Raw genomic sequence first — 21412 nt, 5'->3', positions numbered from 1 at the left:
ACTGGACAGTAACCATCCGGTCCCCCGTCGGGCAAAAACTCACATTTAAATCGCTAGCCCCCCGAGGAGGGAAAGTCAGCACGGAGCTAGGCAGTCGCGTGTCCCTAGGGGGCTTTCGGCAAACGGCGGATAGTTACTGGCGTTTTCGATTGGCGCAAGTTCTTGATTCAATGCTTGCCCATGAGATCCATTCGAAAATGCAGTCTGCAAAGGGAAAAACCCTTAACTGGACGACATTGCAGATGAACATACCCGAGCCCTACCAGCGTTCTTCGCTTCATAGAGTTGCTTGTCCGCAGCTTCTATCAACGCCTGGAATTCAAAGTCGTCAGTGGGCGTCAATGTTGCGACGCCTATAGAAAGAGTCACCACACGAGCTACATCAGAAGCAGAATGCTCGATACCTAGCGCCCGGATATGCTCTTGCATTTTTTCTGCAAGTTGGACCGCTCCGCAAAGATCTGTATTGGGCAGGATGCAGGCAAACTCTTCGCCACCATACCGAGCGACCAGGTCGTAGGGGCGTCTAACCGTTTCAGATAACGCTTGGGCAACAGATTTCAAGCACCCATCTCCAGCCTGGTGCCCATATTGGTCGTTGTAGCGCTTGAAAAAGTCAACATCCACCATGATGAGCGACAGCGGCTTTTGCTCTCGAAAGCACTGGCGCCAATCCGCCAAAATATCCTCATCGAATTTGCGTCGATTAGCCACTCCAGTAAGGCCATCCATTAATGCCATGGAACGCAGCAGATCGTTCTGTAGTTTCAGGGTCAGGTGTGTTCGCACACGGGCTCTAACAATGATTGGATTGATGGGTTTGCTGATGAAGTCGACCGCGCCAAGTTCCAGACCTAGTACCTCATCCGACTCCTGCTGCTGTGCGGTAATGAAGATGATGGGGATGTCCTGGGTCGCAGGGTCAGCCTTGAGTCGACGGCATACTTCATGCCCGTCCACTCCCTCCATAACCACGTCCAGCAGAATCAGATCGGGTAGTTGGGTTTGGCATACCGTGATCGCCTGCTCACCGCTGGTGGCCATGAACACATCACAGTCCTCACGAAACAACTCATGGAGTACCCGGATATTAATCGGTTGGTCGTCGACAATGAGGAGCTTTGGACGGTTATGGGGATGTGGTAACCAGGTTTCCATCGATTTTTCCATCAGGCAGATCTCAACAGTTCACGACCAATCGGCATCGCAGCAGAAAAGTCTAGCGACTGCACCATGACAACCAGTTCGTCGAACTGTGGGCGCAGGGATTGCGGCGTTTTTGACGCCAATGCGTCTGCCAGCTCTATGGCTTGAAGGTTGCCCGCTTCCAGCAACAGCAAAATCTCCTCAAGGGATTCTCGCCATTGCGCGAGCGCCATCAATTCGGAGTCAACACAGACCTGTAAGCTCGGGCTCTGACCAAAGTCGACATTCATCTGCTCCAGACTTTGTTGCAGTACCCTGCTCAATTCATCAAACCATGTTGCGTCAGCAAAGATGCGCGCTACAGACTCTGCATCTGCGCACTTCAGTTTGTGCTCCAGGTCGCCGGCCAGTAGCGACACCGCCTTGGCCCCCATGGTCCCGCTACTGCCTTTAATGGAATGGAGCACGAAAGCTGCCCCCGATGCGTCTCGCCGCTGGATCTGATCGTGCAACCGGCCAAGCAGTTTTTCTAGCTCGGGGCCAAAGTTACGCAGCACGTTGCGGATCAAATCGAGGTCGCCACCAAAGCGGCTAATGATCGATGCACGCGACTCGATCACGCCTTCTCCTGTATTGGCTTGGCCCGAGCCTGGAGATGCCTGGCGATTCTCAAGACTCACTTGAAAAAGCAATGTTGCGACGAGTTGTTCCAGATCTATGGGCTTGCCGACATGCTCATTCATCCCCGCAGCAAGACAGGCCTCACGGTCGGTATTGGAGGCATTTGCGGTCATCGCCACGATCGGCAGCGCTGCAAAACGTGGAGTCGATCGAATGCGACGGGTCGCCTCCAAGCCATCAATATCCGGCATCTGGATATCCATCAACACGGCGTCGAAGGGCACCTTCTCAGCCATCACCCTGCTCACCCCTTCCAGACCACCTTCAGCCAGCGTCACTTGAGCACCTTCTCCTGTCAGTAACTCATCGGCAACCTGCCGATTAAGCACGTTGTCTTCCACCACCAATAGCCGCAGCCCGGCCAGACGCTGCGGCCTGTCAACAGTTGACTTGGACGGGAGTGACTGCGCAAGGCCATTACTGTTGAGTGCTCGCTGAACAGCGTCGGCTAACTGCTTGGGCGTGACAGGCTTGGTGAGAAACCCCACGAAGGGAGCGTCTCCCATCTCGCTTGCGTCGGCCAACACTTCACGGCCGTAAGCGGTAATCATAATGATCATTGGAGGCGGTACGCCGTTGCCCTGCTGATGGATCAGTTGCGCAGCGCTCAGCCCATCCATATCGGACATCCGCCAGTCCATCAGTACCACGTCGTAGGCTTCGCCTCTCGCCTGGGCGGTTTTCACCCATTCCACTGCTTGCGTGCCACCACTCACGTGGTCGGCCTCCCACCCTAATGCATGAACGGTTCGCAACAGCAATTCACCCGCCATGGCGTTGTCGTCGACGACCAGTATCCGTATGGACACATCGACTCCAGGACAGTCAGAACTCAGCAGCGATTTCGGCGCTACATCCAGAGTGATATCGAACCAGAAGCGACTTCCCATCCCCTGCTGGCTCTCCACCTGAAGTTCACCGCCCATCAAGCTGACCAACCGCTTACAGATCACCAAGCCCAGACCGGTGCCGCCAAAGCGACGGGTGGTTGAAGCCTCGGCCTGAGTGAATCCTTCAAAAATGCGCTGAAGTTGCTCCGGGCTGATACCGATACCTGTATCAGAAATGGCGATGCGCAAGCTCACAGTGTTTTCTGTGCGCTTCAGTTGCTCGACGCTGACCACGATCTGGCCTTCCAACGTGAACTTGAGGGCGTTACCCGCCAGGTTGATCAGCACCTGTTGCAGCCGCAGGCTATCGCCTATCAGGTCGTTGGGTAGATTGGAGTCCAGGTCGAACATGACCTCGACTTCTTTTTCGCCCTGGTTGCCGGCCAGCACAACGGAGAGGTCACGCATGAGCGACTCGAGTTCGAATGGGTGCACGTCGAGTTGCAGCTTGCCAGCCTCAATCTTGGAGTAATCAAGGATGTCATTGAGCAAGCCCAGCAGTGATTTCGCAGCGGACTGTGCTTTGGTCACATAGTCGAGTTGACGACCATTGAGGTCAGTGTTCTGCACCAACTGCAACATGCCCAGCACGGCGTTCATCGGCGTGCGTATTTCGTGGCTCATGTTGGCCAGGAACGACGATTTGGCTGCACTCGCGGTGTCGGCCTGTTCCTTGGCATACAGCAGATTTGACTCCAGCTCGCGCTGGGAGGTTATATCCCGATTGATACCCGTCACACGCAAAGCCGCACCGTTCGGACTGCGTTCGACCTGCGCGCCTGCCTGTATGAAACGGATCTGGCCGTCCGGGCGAACGACACGAAAAGTGGTGTCGTACACACCACTCCCCTCGACTGCGACACTCAACTTTTCAGCCGCTGCCACCGCATCGTCGGGGTGAACTCGCGAATACCAGTGCTCATAATCCAGACCATTATTGCGCAACGTCAGTGGCTGACCATAGAACTCGAACATGCGGTCATTCCACTGCAAGGCATTGTCCGCCAACGTCCATGACCAGATGCCCAGTTCGGCTACTTCAGCAGCCATCAGCAACTGATCATGAATCGCCATCAGTTCACTACGTTGTTGCTGTGTTGTCTGCAGGCTCGCAGCCAGCTCCCTTTCCGCCGCTTTACGTTCGGTGATGTCCACCGCGATGCCCAGGTAGCCGCTCAATTTCCCGTCGTCATCACGCATGGAGGTGACCACCAGCGTGACAGGAAACCGCGAGCCGTCCTTACGTATGTAAGTCCACTCTCGGGTTTCTGCACCTTCAAGCTCAGGTTTATGGGTAAACACACGGAAACCATCGATTGCCTGAGCGTACTCCTCGCTCAGTTCAACGCTACGAACAGCGATTTCCTCTGGCACATGTATCGATTCAGGTGTGCGCTGCCCCAGCAACTCATCGGCGTGATAGCCCAACAACTGCTCGGCGCCTTTGTTGAACACACGGATAACGCCGTCGAGATCCGTCGCAATGATCGAGACCTCAGTGGCCGAGCGCAGCACGGTGCCTAACAATAGATTGAGATGCCGCAACTCGGAAGTTCGCTGAGCAACTTGCTCTTCCAGGTTTGAATTGAGTTCAAGAATGCGGGCTTCAGCTACTTTTTTCGCCGAGATATCCCTTAACGTCTTGGAGACTCCAACCACGCGACCACCCTCGCCATTAATGGGTGAGATGCTGGCGGAGATATCGATCAGCCGGCCATCTTTACGGCGGCGCTGGGTTTCAAAGCCAGTGATACTCTCCCCGGCCCTTATGCGCGCAAGGATATGGGCTTCTTCAGCTACAAACTCCTCAGGAACAACCAGACTGACCAGCGTCTGCCCCACAGCCTCCTCGGCGGTATAGCCAAAAAGGTGTTCGGCCCCCTTGTTCCAGTTGGTGACGATGCCATCGAGTGTTTTTCCAATAATGCCATCGGCCGAGCTTTCGACGATGGCGGCCAGCCTTGCCTGTCCGGCGAATATCTGCCGCCGGCGTTGCCGGCTGACACTCGCTACACCCGCCAGCGTAGCCAGAAGTAGAGTAAGCAAACCACCCACCAACAGGACGACCTTTGGTGAAACCTGATGCAGGCGCTGGATGAACAACGGGTGCGCGCTGAGTTCAACTTGCCATCGCCTCCCGTATACCTCGCGCTCCACCTGGTGTGTCATTAGCGTTTCATGGCTAGTCGAGTCGTTGGTACTTTCATAAAACAGCTTCTCATGCCCAGGGACAGTGATATCCCTTAATCGCAGATGCACCGTCTCATTTTCTATGCGCAGGCCTCTGAGTACCTCCTCTGTCCGCAACACGACATAGCTCCACCCAAAGGCGGCGGCCTCTCGTTCAGCAACGGTCATCGGAGTCACTCCGCCGCGAAAGATGGGCATCAACACCAGGAAAGACTGCTGCGGTTTCGCGGTGCTCTGCAGCAGAGTGATGGGGCCGGTAATCCGTGCCATACCGCTTTGTATCGAGGATTGGGCAGCCTCTCGCCGCGCTGTTTCCGACGCTATGTCCAAGCCAATTGCAGGCTGGTTGCCCTCAGCCGGTTCGACATACTGGACAACGTAACGCTCGCCTGAATGGGGTGAGAATTGACGAATGGAGAAATCGGCTTTGCCATCGGCCCGAGCGTATTTGAGAAACTCGCGTTCATCGCGCTCCGGTACTCGCCTGATAAAGCCCAAAGCACTTGCGCCGGGGAACTCGGCGGCGAGGTCGCGCGTTTGGTGATATTGGCCAAAAACTTCGCGACTGATGCCATGCTCACCCGCTGTCAGCACCGCTCCACGAGCGCCACGCAATCCGTATTGGTAAAGATCGAGGCGAGTTAAAACCAACTCTGCCGCTTCCTCGGTAGCCGCGGCGATCGCCTCTTGAGCCTGCTGCTCGTTGATGCGATCGAGGATCCATCCACCCAGAATGCTTGCCCCTAACCCCACCACCAGAGTGATAGCTACGCCCCAACTCAATGCAAAAAACTTATGTTTTCTCACCCGCATTGTCCCATTGCAGAAGACCTTCAAGCCTTCAATATTAAAGTTAGAACCCTGTTGAGAGCGTCTGTAACTTAGTTTGCATGCATCACATTAACCATGAACCCCGTGGATAAAAATGTGCAGATTTGAGCAAAGGGAACAGAACGCAAATATAGATAAACGTCTTGTCGCACATTCCTTTGGCCCTCGCAAATCCCTTGTATTTAATAACAAAAAATCCTCGTCCGGCTTTTCTGCGGTGAGATGCCCTGTCGGTGTCCCCGAATGCGCTCAGACCAGGCCCGCCAATCGTTGAAGTCTTTCGATGGAGGCACAAACGTATCGGCAGGAAGGAGCGCTTTGAGGCATTCAACGACACGCGACACTTGAAACGGCTTGTAAAAAGAGCGCTGCCCCCCAAAGCCTTGACTGCCAAGACACTTTCACGATCGGAACGTCCGGTGATCATAACCAGCGGTATTTTCAGTTCCTGTGCACGAATCGTTTGCAACAGGCTTACTCCGCTGGCATCCGGTAGATTCCAGTCGGCCATGACCATCGGGTAGGCACTCTGCTGCCAGGCATACAGCCGCTGACGCGGCTATGCTCGCTAGGCATACAAACATCGAGCAGCGCCTTTGGCAGGCTCCAAGCCTGCCGTAGTTGTGTGCTGCAAGGTGCTCGTGATGCAGCCATCAGGTCATGAGCTGCGTCGGGAGCAACTCCCACCCTCATCACTCCATTCGTCGAGGGCATGTCATGCAAGGAAACATGGACAGTCATTGGACCCACGTCTTCTTCCGGTTCTGGCGTCTGCCTGCCATTTACTATCGCCAGTGGAGCGAATCACGTCGTAAATTCAAGTACGAATCACTGCTGCGCTCGGAGTTGTTCAGCGCCGAACAGATGGCCAGCCATGGAACACTACTGGCTCAACAGCACCGTATAAGCGGCCGCACGGCGAAAGACTCGCTGCTGGCGCGCCTGGCCGACAACGAGACGACGCTAGCCAGTAGCTGCAAGGCGCTCACTGCGGCACCGTTGTCCGCCCGGCGTGCAACACCGGCAGCGGAATGGTTGTTGGACAACTATTATCTGGTCGAAGAACAAATCCGCACCACCAAGTCTCACCTGCCCCGAGGCTACAGCCGTGAGTTGCCGCAATTGGCCGATGGCCCGTCGGCAGGATTGCCACGGGTCTACGACATCGCTCTGGAGACCATTTCACATGGCGACGGCAGGGTCGATGAGGAGAGTCTGAGCCGTTTTGTAGTGTTCTATCAGACGATAACACCACTCACACTCGGCGAATTGTGGGCGATTCCGATCATGTTACGCCTGGCTCTGATCGAGAATCTGCGGCGAGTAGCTTCGCGAGTCATGGCTAACTGGGATGACCGCAACCTGGCCAATGACTGGGCCGATCACTTGATCGAAACCGCCGAGCGCGATGCCAAAAGCGTGGTTCTGACGGTAGCTGACATGGCGCGCTCGGAGCCGCCGATGACCTCATCATTCGTCGCTGAACTGGCGCGACGGTTACAAGGGCAAAGTGCCGCGCTGATACTGCCATTGGCTTGGATCGAGCAGATGCTCAGCGAGTCAGGACTCAACATTGAGCGCCTGGTACAGGTGGATGCCCAGCAGCAAGCCGCCGATCAGGTGTCCATCAGCAACAGCATCGCCAGCTTGCGTCTGCTGTCGGCCATCGACTGGCAGGAGTTCGTCGAACAGCTGAGCCACGTCGAGCATGTGTTGCGCACAGACCCGGCAGGGGTCTACGCGCGTATGGATTTCGCGACCCGTGATCACTATCGGCATGTGGTCGAACGCTTGGCCAGGAACTGTGACCAGGCTGAAAAAAGCGTCGCACAAGCGGCCATCGCCCTGGCCGATGCCCGGGTGAGGCCCCCGCCCGAGGGTGATGTGGCTGCACATGTGGGTTACTACCTGGTGGGCCCTGGACTCAATGAACTCGAGCATCAAATCGCCGCTCGAGTGCCCTTGGGCGAGCAATGGCCACGCCTGCTGCTTCGCGCACCGCTGACCTTCTACTTGGGTCTGGTGTTGATCTTGTCAATGCTGTTCGCCTGGCCTTTCCTTGAGGCCGTTTATCTTGACGCAAGGCCTGGATACCTGCTGATATTGCTCGCGATACCCACGCTGCTGATGTCCAGCCGCTTGGCCATCGGGCTGGTCAATTGGCTGATCACTATCACCATGCCCCCCTGCACTGTTCCCCGACTGGACTACAGCCAGGGTATCCCGCAGCAAGCGCGCACGTTGGTGGTCATTCCCACCCTGATAGCCCATTGCGTGGATGTCGAAGAGTTGGTCGAAGGCCTGGAAGTACGCTTCCTGGCCAATCGGGATGCCAATCTGCACTTCGCCCTGCTCACCGATTTCATGGATGCCCCCACCCAGGAGCTGGAGCAGGATGCGAGCCTGATGTTGCTGGCACGGCGGTTGATTGAAGGGTTAAATCAGAAATACCCCGACCCACACAACGACCGCTTTTTCCTGTTTCACCGACCAAGACGCTGGAACGAGGCCGAGCACACCTGGATGGGCTATGAGCGCAAACGCGGCAAACTCGCCGAGCTCAATGCCCTGCTGCGAGGCCGGGGCCAGGAGTACTTTTCACTGATTGTGGGCAATATCCAGGCGCTGACTGCCGTTCGTTACGTGATCTCCCTCGACACTGATACTCAATTACCGCGTGATGTTGCACAGCGATGCATCGGCGCGATGGAGCACCCGCTCAACCACCCCGTGTTCGATCCGCATCAGGGCCATATCAGCAGCGGTTATGCGATTTTGCAACCGCGAGTGGGCATCAGCCTGCCGAGCACTGCGCGCTCTTCCTATGCCCGACTGTTCGGAAACGATGCAGGCGTCGATCCTTACACCCGCGCTGTTTCAGACGTTTATCAGGATCTTTTCCAGCAGGGTTCATTCATTGGCAAAGGAATCTATGCCGTGGATGCTTTCGAGCACGCCCTGGAAGGCTGTTTCCCGGAGAACCGCATCCTGAGCCACGACCTGATCGAGGGGTGTTATGCCCGCTCGGGGTTACTCAGCGACGTGCAACTGTTCGAAGAATACCCCACCCGTTACAGCTCCGACGTCAAGCGCCGGCATCGCTGGATTCGCGGGGACTGGCAGTTGCTGCCTTGGGTCATGCCCTGGACGCCCAAGGCAGGTGGAGGGCTAGAGCGCAATCGTCTTTGCGCCGTGGCGCGCTGGAAAATTTTTGACAATCTTCGGCGCAGTCTGGAGCCGAGCGCTTTCCTGATAATGTTGCTGTGGGGCTGGCTTGGAGCAATGGAGCCTGGTTCGTGGACATTCGCGGTGCTTATCCTGGTACTGATCCCACCGCTGTCGAGCGCCTTGCACGAGCTAATGCACAAAACCGTCGACGTTCCGATCGAACAGCATTTGACCGCTGCCCTGGGCACCTCCAGCCAACACTTTATGCGGGCGGTCCTTCCTCTGGTCTGGCTGCCGTTCGAAGCGTTATACAGCCTGGATGCAATCGGCCGTACGCTGTGGCGCATGCTGATCAGCAAGCGTCGTCTGTTGCAGTGGAACCCTTCACGGGAAGTGGAACGCAGCGACAGCAACACGCTATCTGAGCTGTACCGCACAATGTGGATAGCCCCATTGCTGACGACGGCCCTTTTTGTCCTGTTACTACCCACTCCGAACGTGCTCGCCTTGGCCGGACCCTTTTTGGTGCTGTGGCTGACGAGCCCGGCTGTCGCTTGGTGGCTCAGCCGGCCTTCCCCCCGGGCGAAGTTCAATCCTTCAGTGCAGGAGCTGCGCTTCCTGCGCTCCCTGGCGCGCAAAACCTGGGCGTTCTTCGATCAATACGTTGGTCCGGCCGACAACTGGTTACCCCCTGACAACATCCAGGAGCAGCCCCACCTTGCCATTGCACACCGTACATCGCCGACCAATATGGGCATGGCGCTGCTGTCCCATCTGGCCGCGCACGATTTTGGCTATCTGAGTGGCGAGCGGCTGCTGGAGCGTCTCGATCAGTCCTTGTCCAGCATGGCTGGCCTTGAGAGCTACCGCCGGCACTTCTACAACTGGTATGACACCTTGACGCTCAAGCCCTTGCCACCGCTCTACGTATCGACGGTAGATAGCGGGAATCTGGCAGGGCTGCTATTGACCTTGCGCCCAGGGCTGTTGGACCTTATTGATGCGCCACTGTTGGATCTGCGGGTGGTCAATGGGCTGATCGACACCCTGAATGTGCTGCAAGACACGCTGCTCACCGCGGGCCTGGACGACGCCGAGGTACGAACCCTGCAAGACGAAGCGCTCGTGGCGCAGGCGCGGATTGTTTCGAACCCTGACGACGCCCCCGAGACGCTCCTGACCTTGCTGGAGCGCATGAATGCACCCACTGCCCTCAGCGACTTGGCGACGGTCGGTGAGGCCGCTTTCTGGCTCAAGGCATTGTGCGCGCAATGTCAGGATCTGCAGGCCGAGTTGCTGCGCTTTAGACTGCCGCCCGCCATCGACAGGGCAGAGCCGTTGGCACTCAGCTGGCGCCAATTGGCGCAACTCGATGTCGCTCGCTGGTTGCCGGCTCAGCAGGCTCAAGTGACGTCCGTGCAGCGCCTGGCTGTGCAGCGCATTGCCTCGGTCACCCGCCTGGCCAATCTGGCCGACACCCTGGCGAACATGGACTTCTCCTTTCTCTATGATGCCCGGCGCAATCTTTTCGCTATTGGCTATAACGCCAGCGACCATAAGCTGGATACGGGTTATTACGACTTGCTGGCCTCGGAGGCGCGACTGACCAACTATGTGGTTATCGCTCAAGGCCAGTTACCACAAGAAGGCTGGTTTAGCCTTGGAAGGCTGCTCACCAGCAGCGGCGGCATACCCGTGCTGCTGTCATGGACAGGCTCGATGTTCGAGTACCTGATGCCCATGCTGGTAATGCCCAACTACGAAGGTACCCTGCTCGACCAGACCTGCCGCGCAGCGGTCGCCTTGCAGATAGAGTACGGCAATCAGTTGGGCATTCCCTGGGGGGTTTCCGAGTCGGGTTACAACGTTCAGGATGCTCACTCCAGCTACCAGTATCGCGCATTCGGTGTACCAGGCCTGGGTCTCAAGCGAGGCCTTGGCGAAGACACCGTTGTCGCCCCCTATGCCAGCGCCCTGGCGCTGATGGTGGCCCCCGAGGCCTCGTGCCGGAACCTGCAGCGACTTGCCGCGCTGGGCCTGGCCGGGCGCTACGGTCTGTATGAAGCCGTGGATTTCACCGAGGCGCGCTTGCAACGCGGGCAGCGTTGCGCAGTCGTCTATTCCTTCATGGCGCATCACCAGGGCATGAGCCTGCTCGCGCTGACGTTCCTGCTACTTGACCGTCCGATGCAGCGACGTTTCGAATCCGACCCGCAATTCCAGGCGACCACCCTGCTGTTGCAGGAGCGTGTGCCGAAGACCGCCGCACAGTACCTGCATGCCGCAAGCGCGCCGGCTGCGGACCGGGCATCACGAATACATGAAACCAAGCTGCGAGTCTTTTCCGATCCTGACCGCAAACGCCCTGCGGTGCAGTTGCTCTCCAATGGCCGCTACCATGTGATGGTCAGCAGTGCCGGCGCAGGTTACAGCCGCAGCAACGAGATTGCTGTCACCCGTTGGCATGAAGATTTCACCTGCGACAACTGGGGTATGTTTTGTTACCTGCGCGATGTTGCAAGCGGCACGTTCTGGTCCGCTGCGCACCAACCGACGTTGCGCCATCCGGAAAGCTACGAAGCCATCTTCACTGATGCCCGTGCCGAATTCCGTGTACGTGAGCAAGACTTCGACACGCATACCGAAATCGTCGTATCACCGGAGGACGACATCGAGTTGCGCCGCTTGCACATCACCAACCGCGCGCAAGCGCGCCGCAGTATTGAACTCACCAGCTACGCCGAGGTAGTGCTGGCTTCGGCCATCAGCGATGCGATGCACCCAGCCTTTAGCAATCTGTTCGTGCAGACCGAGCTGTTGCACCCGCTGCAGGCAATCATCTGCACGCGTCGGCCACGTTCCAGCCAGGAAACAGTGCCCTGGATGTGTCATTTGCTGGCAGCGCATGGTGTAGATGTCGATGCGCTCTCCTACGAGACCGACCGTGCGCGCTTTATCGGTCGCGGGCGCAGTGTCGTGACCCCGGCGGCACTGGACGATGAGGTCGAACATTTATCAGGAACCGCCGGCCCGGTACTTGATCCGATTGTAGCGATACGTTGTCGCATCACCCTGGACCCCGGTCAGACCGCGACCATCGACCTGGTGACCGGCCTTGCCGACAGCCGTGACAACTGCCTGCACCTGATCGACAAGTACCGCGACCGTCATCTGGCCGATCGCGTCTTTGACTTGGCCTGGACCCATAGCCAGGTGCTGCTGCGCCAGCTCAACGCTTCATTGAGCGACGCACGTCTGTTCGAGCAGATGGCCGCGTCGATCATCTACGCCAGTGCTGCATTACGGGCCGAGAGCAGCGTGCTAGTGGCCAACCGGCGTAACCAGTCCAACCTCTGGGGACAGGCGATATCGGGCGACTTACCCATCGTGCTGCTGCAAATCAGCGATCTGGCTAACATCGAGTTTGTGCAGCAGGTGGTCAAAGCTCATGCCTATTGGCGTCAGAAGGGCCTGTCGGTCGATCTGGTGATCTGGAACGAGGATCAGGCCGGCTATCGCCAGCAACTGCAAGACCTGATTATGGGACTGGTGACCTCGGGCAGTGAAGCGAGCCTGGTCGACCGTCCTGGCGGGATTTTTGTGCGCCAGGCACAACAGTTGTCGGGCGAGGACCGGACACTGATGCTATCGGTGGCCCGCCTGGTACTCAATGACGGCCACGGCAGCCTGGCCGATCAGGTCCATCGGCGCCGCGCGGATCCTTTGCTCCCCAGGCTCGAACCGAGTCTTGTGCGAGTGGAGCAACCCCCTGTGGTTTTTGCCGCACAAACCGACCCTGCCTTGATATTGAGCAATCCCTACGGTGGCTTCAGCCCGGACGGTAACGAATACGTCGTGACCCTGCAACCAGGCCAACCCACACCCGCGCCTTGGGCCAATGTGCTGGCCAATGCGCACTTCGGCACGGTGATTTCCGAAAGCGGCGCCGCTTACACCTGGAGCGAGAATGCTCACGAATATCGTCTCACCCCTTGGCATAACGACCCGATCTCTGACCCCAGCGGTGAGGCGTTGTACCTGCGCGACGAAGATACCGGCCACTTCTGGTCGCCGACCCCGCAACCCTGCCCAGGTAGTGGCCTTTACCGTACTCGCCATGGTTTCGGCTACAGCGTATTCGAGTATGAAGAGGACGGCATCCATACCGAGTTGTGGGTCTATGTGGCGCTGGATGCACCGATCAAATTCTCGCGCCTGAAAATTCGCAATACCAGCGGCCGGCCGCGGCGTTTGTCGACAACGTGCTATGTGGAGTGGGTACTGGGGGATTTGCGCAGCAAGTCGGCCATGCATGTGGTCACGGAGGTGGACCCATTCAGTGGCGCGCTATTCGCGCGCAACGCCTTTTCGATCGAGTTCTCCGGGCGCGTCGCCTTTCTCGACACGGACTCGACGGGGCGCAGTTTTAGCGGTGATCGTGCCGAATTTATGGGTCGCAACGGAACCCTGCAAACGCCTGCAGCACTGTCTCGTGCCCGACTGTCCGGACGGTGTGGTGGGGGTTTCGACCCGTGCGCAGCGATGCAGGTCGCACTGGAACTGGCGGACGGCGAAAGTCAGGACGTGGTGTTCCGTCTCGGCGCCGGGCAGGACGCCAAATCAGCCACCCACCTGGTGCAAAAATACCGCGGCACCAAGGCCACGGAGGGTGAACTGGACGCTGTGCGTCTGCATTGGCGCACGACCTTGGGGGCCATACAAATTCAGACGCCCGATCCAGCCATCGATGTGCTCGTCAACGGCTGGCTGATGTATCAGGTCATCGCGTGCCGCTTCTGGGCGCGTAGCGGCTATTACCAATCCGGCGGAGCCATTGGCTTTCGTGATCAATTGCAGGACAGCATGGCAATGATCCATGCCGACCCGGCTGCCGCGCGCCGACACCTGCTGCTCTGCGCCGCGCATCAGTACCCCGAAGGCGACGTACAACACTGGTGGCATCCACCGCAAAGTCGGGGTGTGCGAACGGGCTGTTCCGACGACTTCCTCTGGCTGCCCCTGGCAACCAGCCGCTACGTGTCCATCACCGGTGATCGTAGTGTACTGAGCGAAGTGGTGGGTTATATCGAGGGACGCGCACTGAATGCTGGCGAAGACTCCTACTACGATCTGCCCGGCACTTCGCAACTCCAGGAAAGCCTCTACCAACATTGCGTGCGCGCCATTGAGCATGGCCTCAAGCGCGGATCCCATGGGCTGCCGTTGATGGGGGGCGGAGACTGGAATGACGGAATGAATCGAGTGGGCGAGCAAGGCCTTGGTGAGAGCATCTGGCTTGGCTTCTTCGGCTACGAGGTGCTGCTGCAATTCTCCAGTACTGCGCAGCTGGAAGGCGATAGGGTCTTCGCCCAGCGTTGTAACGACCAGGCGGCAACCTTGCGTGTGAGCCTGGAAAATCACGGTTGGGATGGCGCTTGGTACCGCCGCGCTTACTTCGACGACGGCCAGGTATTGGGCTCTGCGAGTAACGAGGAATGTCGTATCGACTCCATAGCGCAAAGCTGGTCGGTGCTCAGCGGGGCTGCATCGCAGGTACGGCGCCGAACGGCCATGGATTCACTGGATCTGCACTTGGTCCGGCGCGATACCGGCGTGGTGTTATTACTGGACCCGCCGTTCGACAAAGGTGCACTGGATCCCGGTTACATCAAAGGCTACGTACCCGGCGTACGCGAAAACGGTGGCCAGTACACGCACGCTGCTATCTGGGCAAGTATGGCCTTCGCCCGTCTCGGCGACAGCGACAAGGCGTGGGAGCTGCTGCGCATGATCAATCCCGTCAGCCGTCGCAGCGCTGCACAAATCGAAACGTACAAGGTTGAGCCTTACGTGATGGCCGCCGACGTCTACGGGGTTGCGCCCCACACAGGACGCGGTGGATGGACCTGGTACACCGGATCGGCGGGCTGGATGTATCGCCTGATCGTCGAATCACTGCTGGGATTGACACGCTGCGCCAACTCGCTGCGCATTGAACCGGTGCTGCCAGCCGATTGGCCGGGTTTCACCCTCCACTATTGGTTCGGTGCAACCCTCTACCACATCGAGGTGCGCCAAAACGAAGACGCAACACACACACTCAGTCTGGATGGCAAGCGACTCACCGATGCGACGTTAGGACTGCTGGACGATGGAATCGAACACCGTATTTTGGCGACCTGCCCGAAATCTGCGGCAGTTAATGAGGGGCGGGTCACATCAACTTCTGAACGACCGTTGTAGCAGGGATTCTGAGCGTAGCGCGCAGAGTCCCTGCATTGGGCTAGGCTGAGGGAGAAAGGATGTCTAACGTGTGAAAAAATGCATCGCTGAGAATTGATCCAGCCAACAAACAAGGAGTTTGACAGTGAAACTATGGTCGCCCCTCGCATTGGCGATGCTGCTCATCGTTAGCAGCATTGTGTCGGCGAAAGATATAGTCGAGACGGCCAGGTCGGCTGGTCAGTTCTCAATCCTACTCAAAGCCGCGACTGCAGCTGGCTTGGACAAGACGCTAGCAGAGCCTGGCCCCTATACCGTATTTGCGCCGACGGATGCCGCCTTTAATGCTCTGCCGCCGGGAGCGCTCGAGAGGCTGATGCAGCCGGAGAATAAGGATTTGCTGAAACAGGTGCTGGGTTATCACACCCTGTTCGGTCGTTTGACGACCAAGGATCTCAAGGACGAGAAATCTGCCGCTTCGACAACGAACGGGCAACCTGTAATTCTGGAAAAGAAGAATGGCGCGGTGATGGTGAATGACGCCAAGATCATTCAACCCGACATTCCGACCGACAATGGCGTCATCCAGGTGATCGACAAGGTGTTGATGCCGGCCAAGCCCGTTCAGCCAAAAACGTGAAGTCGAGTGCACTTTTCCAACGGAGTAACTTTTCATGACTGACGCGAAACTTTACCCCGCTTATTCCGTTGCCCCACTCACGCGCAATGGCGAGCGTGCTAAAGCCTTTGGCTCGATCCTCATGCGCTGTGCCCTTGGCGTGATCTTCCTTTGGTTCGGCGCAATGAAGTTCACTAGCTATGAAGCAACAAGCATCTCACCCTTCGTGATGAACAGCCTGTTGGTCGGCTGGTGGCATGGGGTGTTCGGCATACAAGGCACCTCTCATATCCTAGGCGTATTCGAAGTAGTCGCGGGCGCGTTACTGTTGGCCGGCTTTGTCAAACCCCTCCTGTCGGTGATCGGTGGTGCGATGGGTGTTATCACCTTTCTCATCACGCTTTCGTTCCTCTTCTCGACCCCCGGGGTGGCGGAACCGCTGGCCGGCGGCTTTCCGGCATTGTCGGCGGCTCCGGGTCAGTTTTTGTTAAAGGATGTGGGCCTGCTTGGCATTTCGCTGTTTATCGTTGGCGAGTCGCTTTTGAGGATGCGATCCGGCGCGGTGAGCGGCGTTGCGAGTATCGATGCATCTATCGACCGACGGAGCGAAACTGGCGCACAAATCCTCCGGTTCGGGGTAATCGTGATCCGCTACGGATTAGCGTTGATCTTCCTGTGGTTTGGCGGCATGAAGTTCACAAGCTATGAGGCAACGGGAATTGCGCCGTTCATCATGAACAGCCCGCTAGTCAATTGGTGGCATTCGCTGCTCGGTATTCAAGGCACCAGCTATATGCTCGGGATAATCGAAATCACCACCGGCATTCTGTTGACGCTCTACCAGATCACGCCGCGCGCGTCCGTATTGGGCGGCGCCATGGCGGTAGTCACCTTCTTGATCACGCTGACTTTTTTCCTTACGACGCCAGGCGTTGCCGCGCCGATGGGATTCCCCGCGATCTCAGTCCATATTGGGCAATTTCTTCTCAAGGACGCGGGACTGCTTGGCATCTCGATCTGGCTTCTAGGCGAAGCCCTGGTCGCATCGGCGGTTCGTGCCCCAACGGCCCTGGCGCACAGGTAGTTTAAAACCAAGCGGTTCTTTGGCTTACTCTAAAAATTCGCCTCGCCGGTAGTCGTGACAATTGAGAATTCAGTCGATGCAAACAAGATGATGCATACAAAATTGGTTAGCTCGTACTGGCAATTCTTTTCAAACTCCATCCCTCATTTCAAATGGACAGTTTGTTCCTCGTCTGCGCTCGAAAATAGATGCCAGCGAGAGCAAAAAATTCATATTTGTCGACGCAAAGTCAATCGATTTACCGCTCGTCAGCCTCTCGAATGAATTATTTGAACATCAGTTGATTTTCCCCTGACAGATAAATGATGAGCAGACGAAATTTCCCTTCGTTTCGCTAATGGGAGAGCAACATGAAAGCAATCGTTTACAACGGCCCACGCGACGTGAGCGTGCAAAATGTTCCGGACGCCAAAATCGAAAAACCTACAGATGTTCTGGTTCGAATTACCACGACCAACATCTGTGGCTCAGATCTGCACATGTACGAAGGCCGTACATCGATGGAGACAGGCCGAGTATTTGGACACGAGAATCTTGGTGAGGTAATTGAGGTGGGAGCCGGCGTTGACCGGGTAAAGGTCGGTGACCGCGTTTGCCTGCCTTTCAACATCGGCTGCGGGTTCTGCGAAAACTGTGAGAAAGGCCTGACCGGTTTTTGTCTGACTGCCAACCCAGGTAATGCCGGCGCCGCTTATGGATTCGCAGAAATGGGGCCTTATCAAGGAGGGCAGGCTGAGCTGCTCCGCGTGCCTTACGCGGACTTCAATTGTTTGGTGCTGCCGGAGGATGCGCAAGAGCGTGAAGACGACTACGTCATGCTGTCTGACATCTTTCCAACGGGATGGCACGCCACTGAGTTGGCAGGCCTGTTACCTGGCGAAAGCATCGCCATTTATGGCGCCGGCCCGGTCGGTCTGATGGCCGCTCACTCAGCCATGATCAAAGGTGCCTCCCAAGTGTTCGTGGTCGACAATCAACCCGACCGTTTGAAGCTGGCTGCTCAGATGGGCGCTACTCCAATCAATTCGCTTGAGAAGGAAGCCGTGGATCAGATTCTCAATCTGACCGTTGGCAAAGGTACTGATCGCGGTTGCGAGTGTGTGGGTTACCAATGCTGCGACCGTCATGGGCAAGAAGCCAATCACCTCACCATGAACAACCTCGTCGCTTCGACGAAGGCTACCGGCGGGATCGGTGTCGTCGGCGTGTTTGTCCCGCAAGACCCAGGTGCCAATAATGAGCTCGCGAAGGAAGGCAAGATGGCCTTCGACTTCGGTGCTTTCTGGTTCAAGGGGCAGCAGATCCGAACAGGTCAAGCCAACGTCAAAGTATACAACCGTCGCCTGGCTGAGCTCATTCATCATGGTCGTGCCAACCCGGCTCAAATCATTTCTCATCGGCTGAAACTCGCTGAAGGGCCTGACGCCTATAAGCACTTCGATGCGCGTGACAATGGCTGGACAAAGGTTGTGCTCAAACCGGCTGCTTAAGTCGCTGAGCATTGATGCTTTTGCCGGCTCAGTAAGATCGCCGGTACTCTCTATCGTGAAAGCTAAGCAACCGAAAAACCCGACTTATGGCGTTGCGTGCGTCTAAGTCGGGCTGTCGGTGTGAGGGGAAATACAATGACTACGAACCATCGCAAACTGGCCATTGCACTGTCCGCCATTGGCGTCATCACTTTGCTAAGCGGGTGTGCTCGCGACCCTGACAAACCTTCAGTTTCTCAGGTTGCTGCCAGTGGTACCAAAAGCATGCTGCGCACTGATTCGGACATGCAGAAAGTCCTGAATAAATTTGCCAGCTTCGATGGCAAAGCAATTGAGAAAATCACGCCTGCCGAAGCTCGCAAGCAACCGACAATGGCCGACGCCGTCAAAGGGGTACTGGCAGACCAGAAACGCGACAGTGCGCCCACAGCACTTGTACCAGGCGTCACCACCCGTGAGATACAAGTACCTGGTGCCGTAGGCTCAATGCCCGCGACCGTTTATACACCGGAAGGCGCAGGGCCGTTTCCAGTGGTCTTGTATTTTCACGGTGGAGGCTGGGTCTTCGCCGACCGCAAGGTCTATGACGGCGGCGCGCGAGGCCTAGCAAAGCAGGCTAATGCTGTCGTTGTTTCTGTGGACTATCGACTCGCCCCGGAAAACAAATTCCCCGCTGCACATGACGATGCCCTTGCAGCTTACCGTTGGCTGACAACGAAAGCGTCTTCGATTAATGGTGATCCGAAGCGTCTGGCGCTGGCAGGCGAGAGCGCGGGCGGTAACCTTGCCGTGGCGACGGCAATAGCAGCTCTTAAGGCTGGACTGACTGCTCCGAAGCACGTGCTGTCTGTTTATCCCGTAGCCCAGTCGAGCATAGGCACCGAGTCGTACCTGAAGTACGCAGATGCGATTCCGCTCAACCGTCCGACAATGCTGTGGTTCATTTCACAAGTCACTACCAGCGCTGCGGACAGCAAGGATCCGCGTATCGACTTGGTACACGCTAATTTGCAAGGACTGCCTCCGGTCACTTTAATCAACGCAGAGATTGATCCTTTGCGAGATGACGGTGCCCAACTGGAACAGGCACTGCGAAGCGCGGGTGTGAGCGTCGAGCGTCGACTCTATCCTGGGGTGACCCACGAGTTCTTTGGCACTGCCGCTGTAGTGCAGAAGGCCCAAGAATCACAGACGTATGCCGGCGAACGCCTTAAGGCTGACCTAGGGAAGTAGCAACTACTGAAAAAAGCGACTCGGCTCGAACCGAACCAGCGTCCCTCTCTCTGTTATCGGCAGAAACTCGCGGAAAGGCCTGCCACGACAAACATTCCGACGTCCGTGGCATGGGGGGGATTGGCGCCTTTGTCGTCTTCCCACCCGCCTCTACTAAGGCAAAAATCACCGCGCTGGCTAGCGAGTTGCTCCAGGGCAAAACAGCGTCGCTCATAATACATAAAGAGGTCGGGACTAGAAGAGAAGACATTCCCTCGTACCGCAGCTCCTCGGAAATGCCAGCGGGGTACAGTATGCTGATGCGTTTCGGCATTTTTAAGCTGCCTACTCATGAGGACCGCTCCGACCTCATCCACCACTTACTTTCCAGTGTTTGACATCATCGGCGAATACCATCTGTTGCATCTCATGAGCAATGCCGTAGGCCAGGGATTCGTGCGCTGCGATGACTTTTTCTTCCGCTGAAAGGCAATGAAAAATATCGAGCTTGGTCTCTGCGTCAGCAGTTTCGAGTGTGAAAATTTTCACGTAACGCGCGAGGTCGTTGTCGAGGCTCAACAGGTATTCACGCAGGCGCTGATGGTCGACTGATTTTTGGCTGAAGTACCAATTCATCGGGTGAATTAGGAAGCGTGAGTGGGGCGAGGTGATGCGTCGGCCTGCCGCCAAAAACATAATGATGCCCATTGATTCGATGTTGCCCGCGTTGATTGCGCATAGCGGTACCGGCAATGACTTCAGGAACGTGTAAAGAGTGAAGCCAAAGTTAGTGCTACCCCCGCTTGTAGAAAGATTGAGGAGCAAGGAGGTGGCGCCTTGATCGATGGCTTCGAGGCAACAGTCCCGGAAGCGCTCAGTCGTTCCCTGATCGATTTGGCAATGAAAGTGGACGATGTGTTCGGTCATCGGCTTACCCTTTTTAACGGGACGGCAAGAGCACCTTTTAACCTTAGTAAAGAATTGACCTCTTTTAGGGAAAATCCAAGCGGTATGACACCCTGCGTCGCCTCTGCCGCCAGTCGATTCGAATGTATTATCGCGGAACTAATAGCCTGATTCCGCTTGTCGTGAGAGGCGCATATCTGTTCAAACTTTTGACTTTTTGAGACCTCCGAATTAGACGAGCCACTGGGCTCGTAACTGAGAAGAGGTGGCTAGAGATGGCTAATACCGGAAAAGATAACCCCGGCAATTTTTCCAATGACCGGGACAAGGCCTCAGAAGCCGGCAAGAAAGGCGGAGAGACCTCAGGTGGCAATTTTGCCAACGACCCACAACGTGCTTCAGAAGCTGGTAAGAAAGGCGGCCAGGCTTCGGGCGGGCAGCAGTCGAATGATGCGAATCGTTCAACTGGCGGTGGACAAGGAGCTGGTCGCGCAGGCAACTTTGCTGATGACAAAGAAAAAGCTTCTGAGGCAGGCCAAAAAGGAGGCCAAGCTTCGGGCGGACGCCAGTCTCACGACGCTGATCAATCGACCGGCGGTGGGCAAGGAAGCAGTCGCGGCGGTAACAATGCCGAGGACATGGAAAAAACCTCTGAGGCTGACCGTAAAGGAGGTGCTCAAAGCCCCGGCGGCGGACGCAAATCCTGACGCCTTGTGAGCCACATCAAGCCCCAACTGATTCGGGGCTTGATCTTATGAATTGGTATATAGGCAAGTAGGTGCCGACCTGTTTGCTGCTGCGATCATTGAGTTCCGCTTTGGGCCCGCCAACAAACCGTTCAGTCTGGCCGGCGGCGTTAGCTTTGTCGCGGCACTCATAAGTGATTTCGGCCACGGCTTCCTGCGTGCCCTTATGACCGTCTGTTACGGCCGACTGAAATCGACCCATAGTTACCTGTTGCATTAGACAGAAA

The 21412-nt window shown here is 56.8% G+C and carries 9 protein-coding genes and 3 pseudogenes; 7 read left to right on the top strand and 5 right to left on the bottom strand.

All coding sequences use genetic code 11. The annotated features are described in order from the left end of the window. Positions 1-222 precede the first annotated feature (222 nt). The 3 genes from ACYZTR_RS12585 to ACYZTR_RS12575 form a co-directional block, all read right to left on the bottom strand. Positions 223-1170, bottom strand: a complete 948-nt coding sequence (locus tag ACYZTR_RS12585) for a diguanylate cyclase (protein WP_461979213.1) — start codon at positions 1168-1170, stop codon at positions 223-225. After that, entirely contained in the window at positions 1170-5720 is a 4551-nt protein-coding gene (locus tag ACYZTR_RS12580) for a PAS domain S-box protein (RefSeq protein ID WP_461979211.1), read from the bottom strand. Before ACYZTR_RS12580 ends, ACYZTR_RS12585 begins: the two co-directional genes overlap by 1 nt. A gap of 82 nt (positions 5721-5802) precedes the next feature. Beyond that, positions 5803-6285 (bottom strand): response regulator, encoded by a 483-nt coding sequence (locus ACYZTR_RS12575; protein ID WP_461979696.1) that lies wholly within the window; start codon positions 6283-6285, stop codon positions 5803-5805. 182 nt (positions 6286-6467) lie between these two features. On the opposite strand from ACYZTR_RS12575, the gene ACYZTR_RS12570 reads away from it, so the two are divergent. From ACYZTR_RS12570 to ACYZTR_RS12550, 5 genes are all read left to right on the top strand, one after another. Further along, entirely contained in the window at positions 6468-15149 is an 8682-nt protein-coding gene (locus ACYZTR_RS12570; protein ID WP_461979694.1) for a GH36-type glycosyl hydrolase domain-containing protein, read from the top strand. Between the two features lie 124 nt (positions 15150-15273). Then, positions 15274-15768: a fasciclin domain-containing protein gene (locus ACYZTR_RS12565; RefSeq protein WP_461979209.1), complete on the top strand. Its 495-nt coding sequence runs from the start codon at positions 15274-15276 to the stop codon at positions 15766-15768. A 34-nt stretch (positions 15769-15802) separates the two neighbouring features. After that, complete coding sequence (locus tag ACYZTR_RS12560) at positions 15803-16831, top strand: YkgB family protein (protein ID WP_461979207.1); 1029 nt, start codon at positions 15803-15805, stop codon at positions 16829-16831. Positions 16832-17181: 350 nt separating this feature from the next. Beyond that, positions 17182-18321, top strand: coding sequence for a glutathione-independent formaldehyde dehydrogenase (locus tag ACYZTR_RS12555; RefSeq protein ID WP_461979205.1), 1140 nt, complete (start codon positions 17182-17184; stop codon positions 18319-18321). Between the two features lie 135 nt (positions 18322-18456). Continuing rightward, entirely contained in the window at positions 18457-19554 is a 1098-nt protein-coding gene (locus ACYZTR_RS12550) for an alpha/beta hydrolase (protein WP_461979203.1), read from the top strand. A 348-nt stretch (positions 19555-19902) separates the two neighbouring features. Here the strand turns inward: ACYZTR_RS12550 and ACYZTR_RS12545 are convergent, their stop codons facing one another. Then, positions 19903-20460: an ATP-dependent Clp protease proteolytic subunit gene (locus tag ACYZTR_RS12545; RefSeq protein ID WP_461979201.1), complete on the bottom strand. Its 558-nt coding sequence runs from the start codon at positions 20458-20460 to the stop codon at positions 19903-19905. Positions 20461-20714: 254 nt separating this feature from the next. On the opposite strand from ACYZTR_RS12545, the pseudogene ACYZTR_RS12540 reads away from it, so the two are divergent. Next, a pseudogene (locus tag ACYZTR_RS12540) lies at positions 20715-20876 on the top strand (con-10 family general stress protein); the annotation flags it as partial. Positions 20877-20939: 63 nt separating this feature from the next. Then, positions 20940-21146 (top strand): annotated as a pseudogene (locus ACYZTR_RS12535) (KGG domain-containing protein); the annotation flags it as partial. A gap of 67 nt (positions 21147-21213) precedes the next feature. Here ACYZTR_RS12535 and ACYZTR_RS12530 read toward each other — a convergent pair. Then, positions 21214-21402 (bottom strand): annotated as a pseudogene (locus ACYZTR_RS12530) (hypothetical protein); the annotation flags it as partial. Positions 21403-21412: the final 10 nt, after the last annotated feature.

Source organism: Pseudomonas sp. Hz4 (assembly GCF_054898165.1).
The sequence above is the reverse complement of the archived record's forward strand: the minus strand, read 5'-3'. Positions and strand labels throughout refer to the sequence as shown.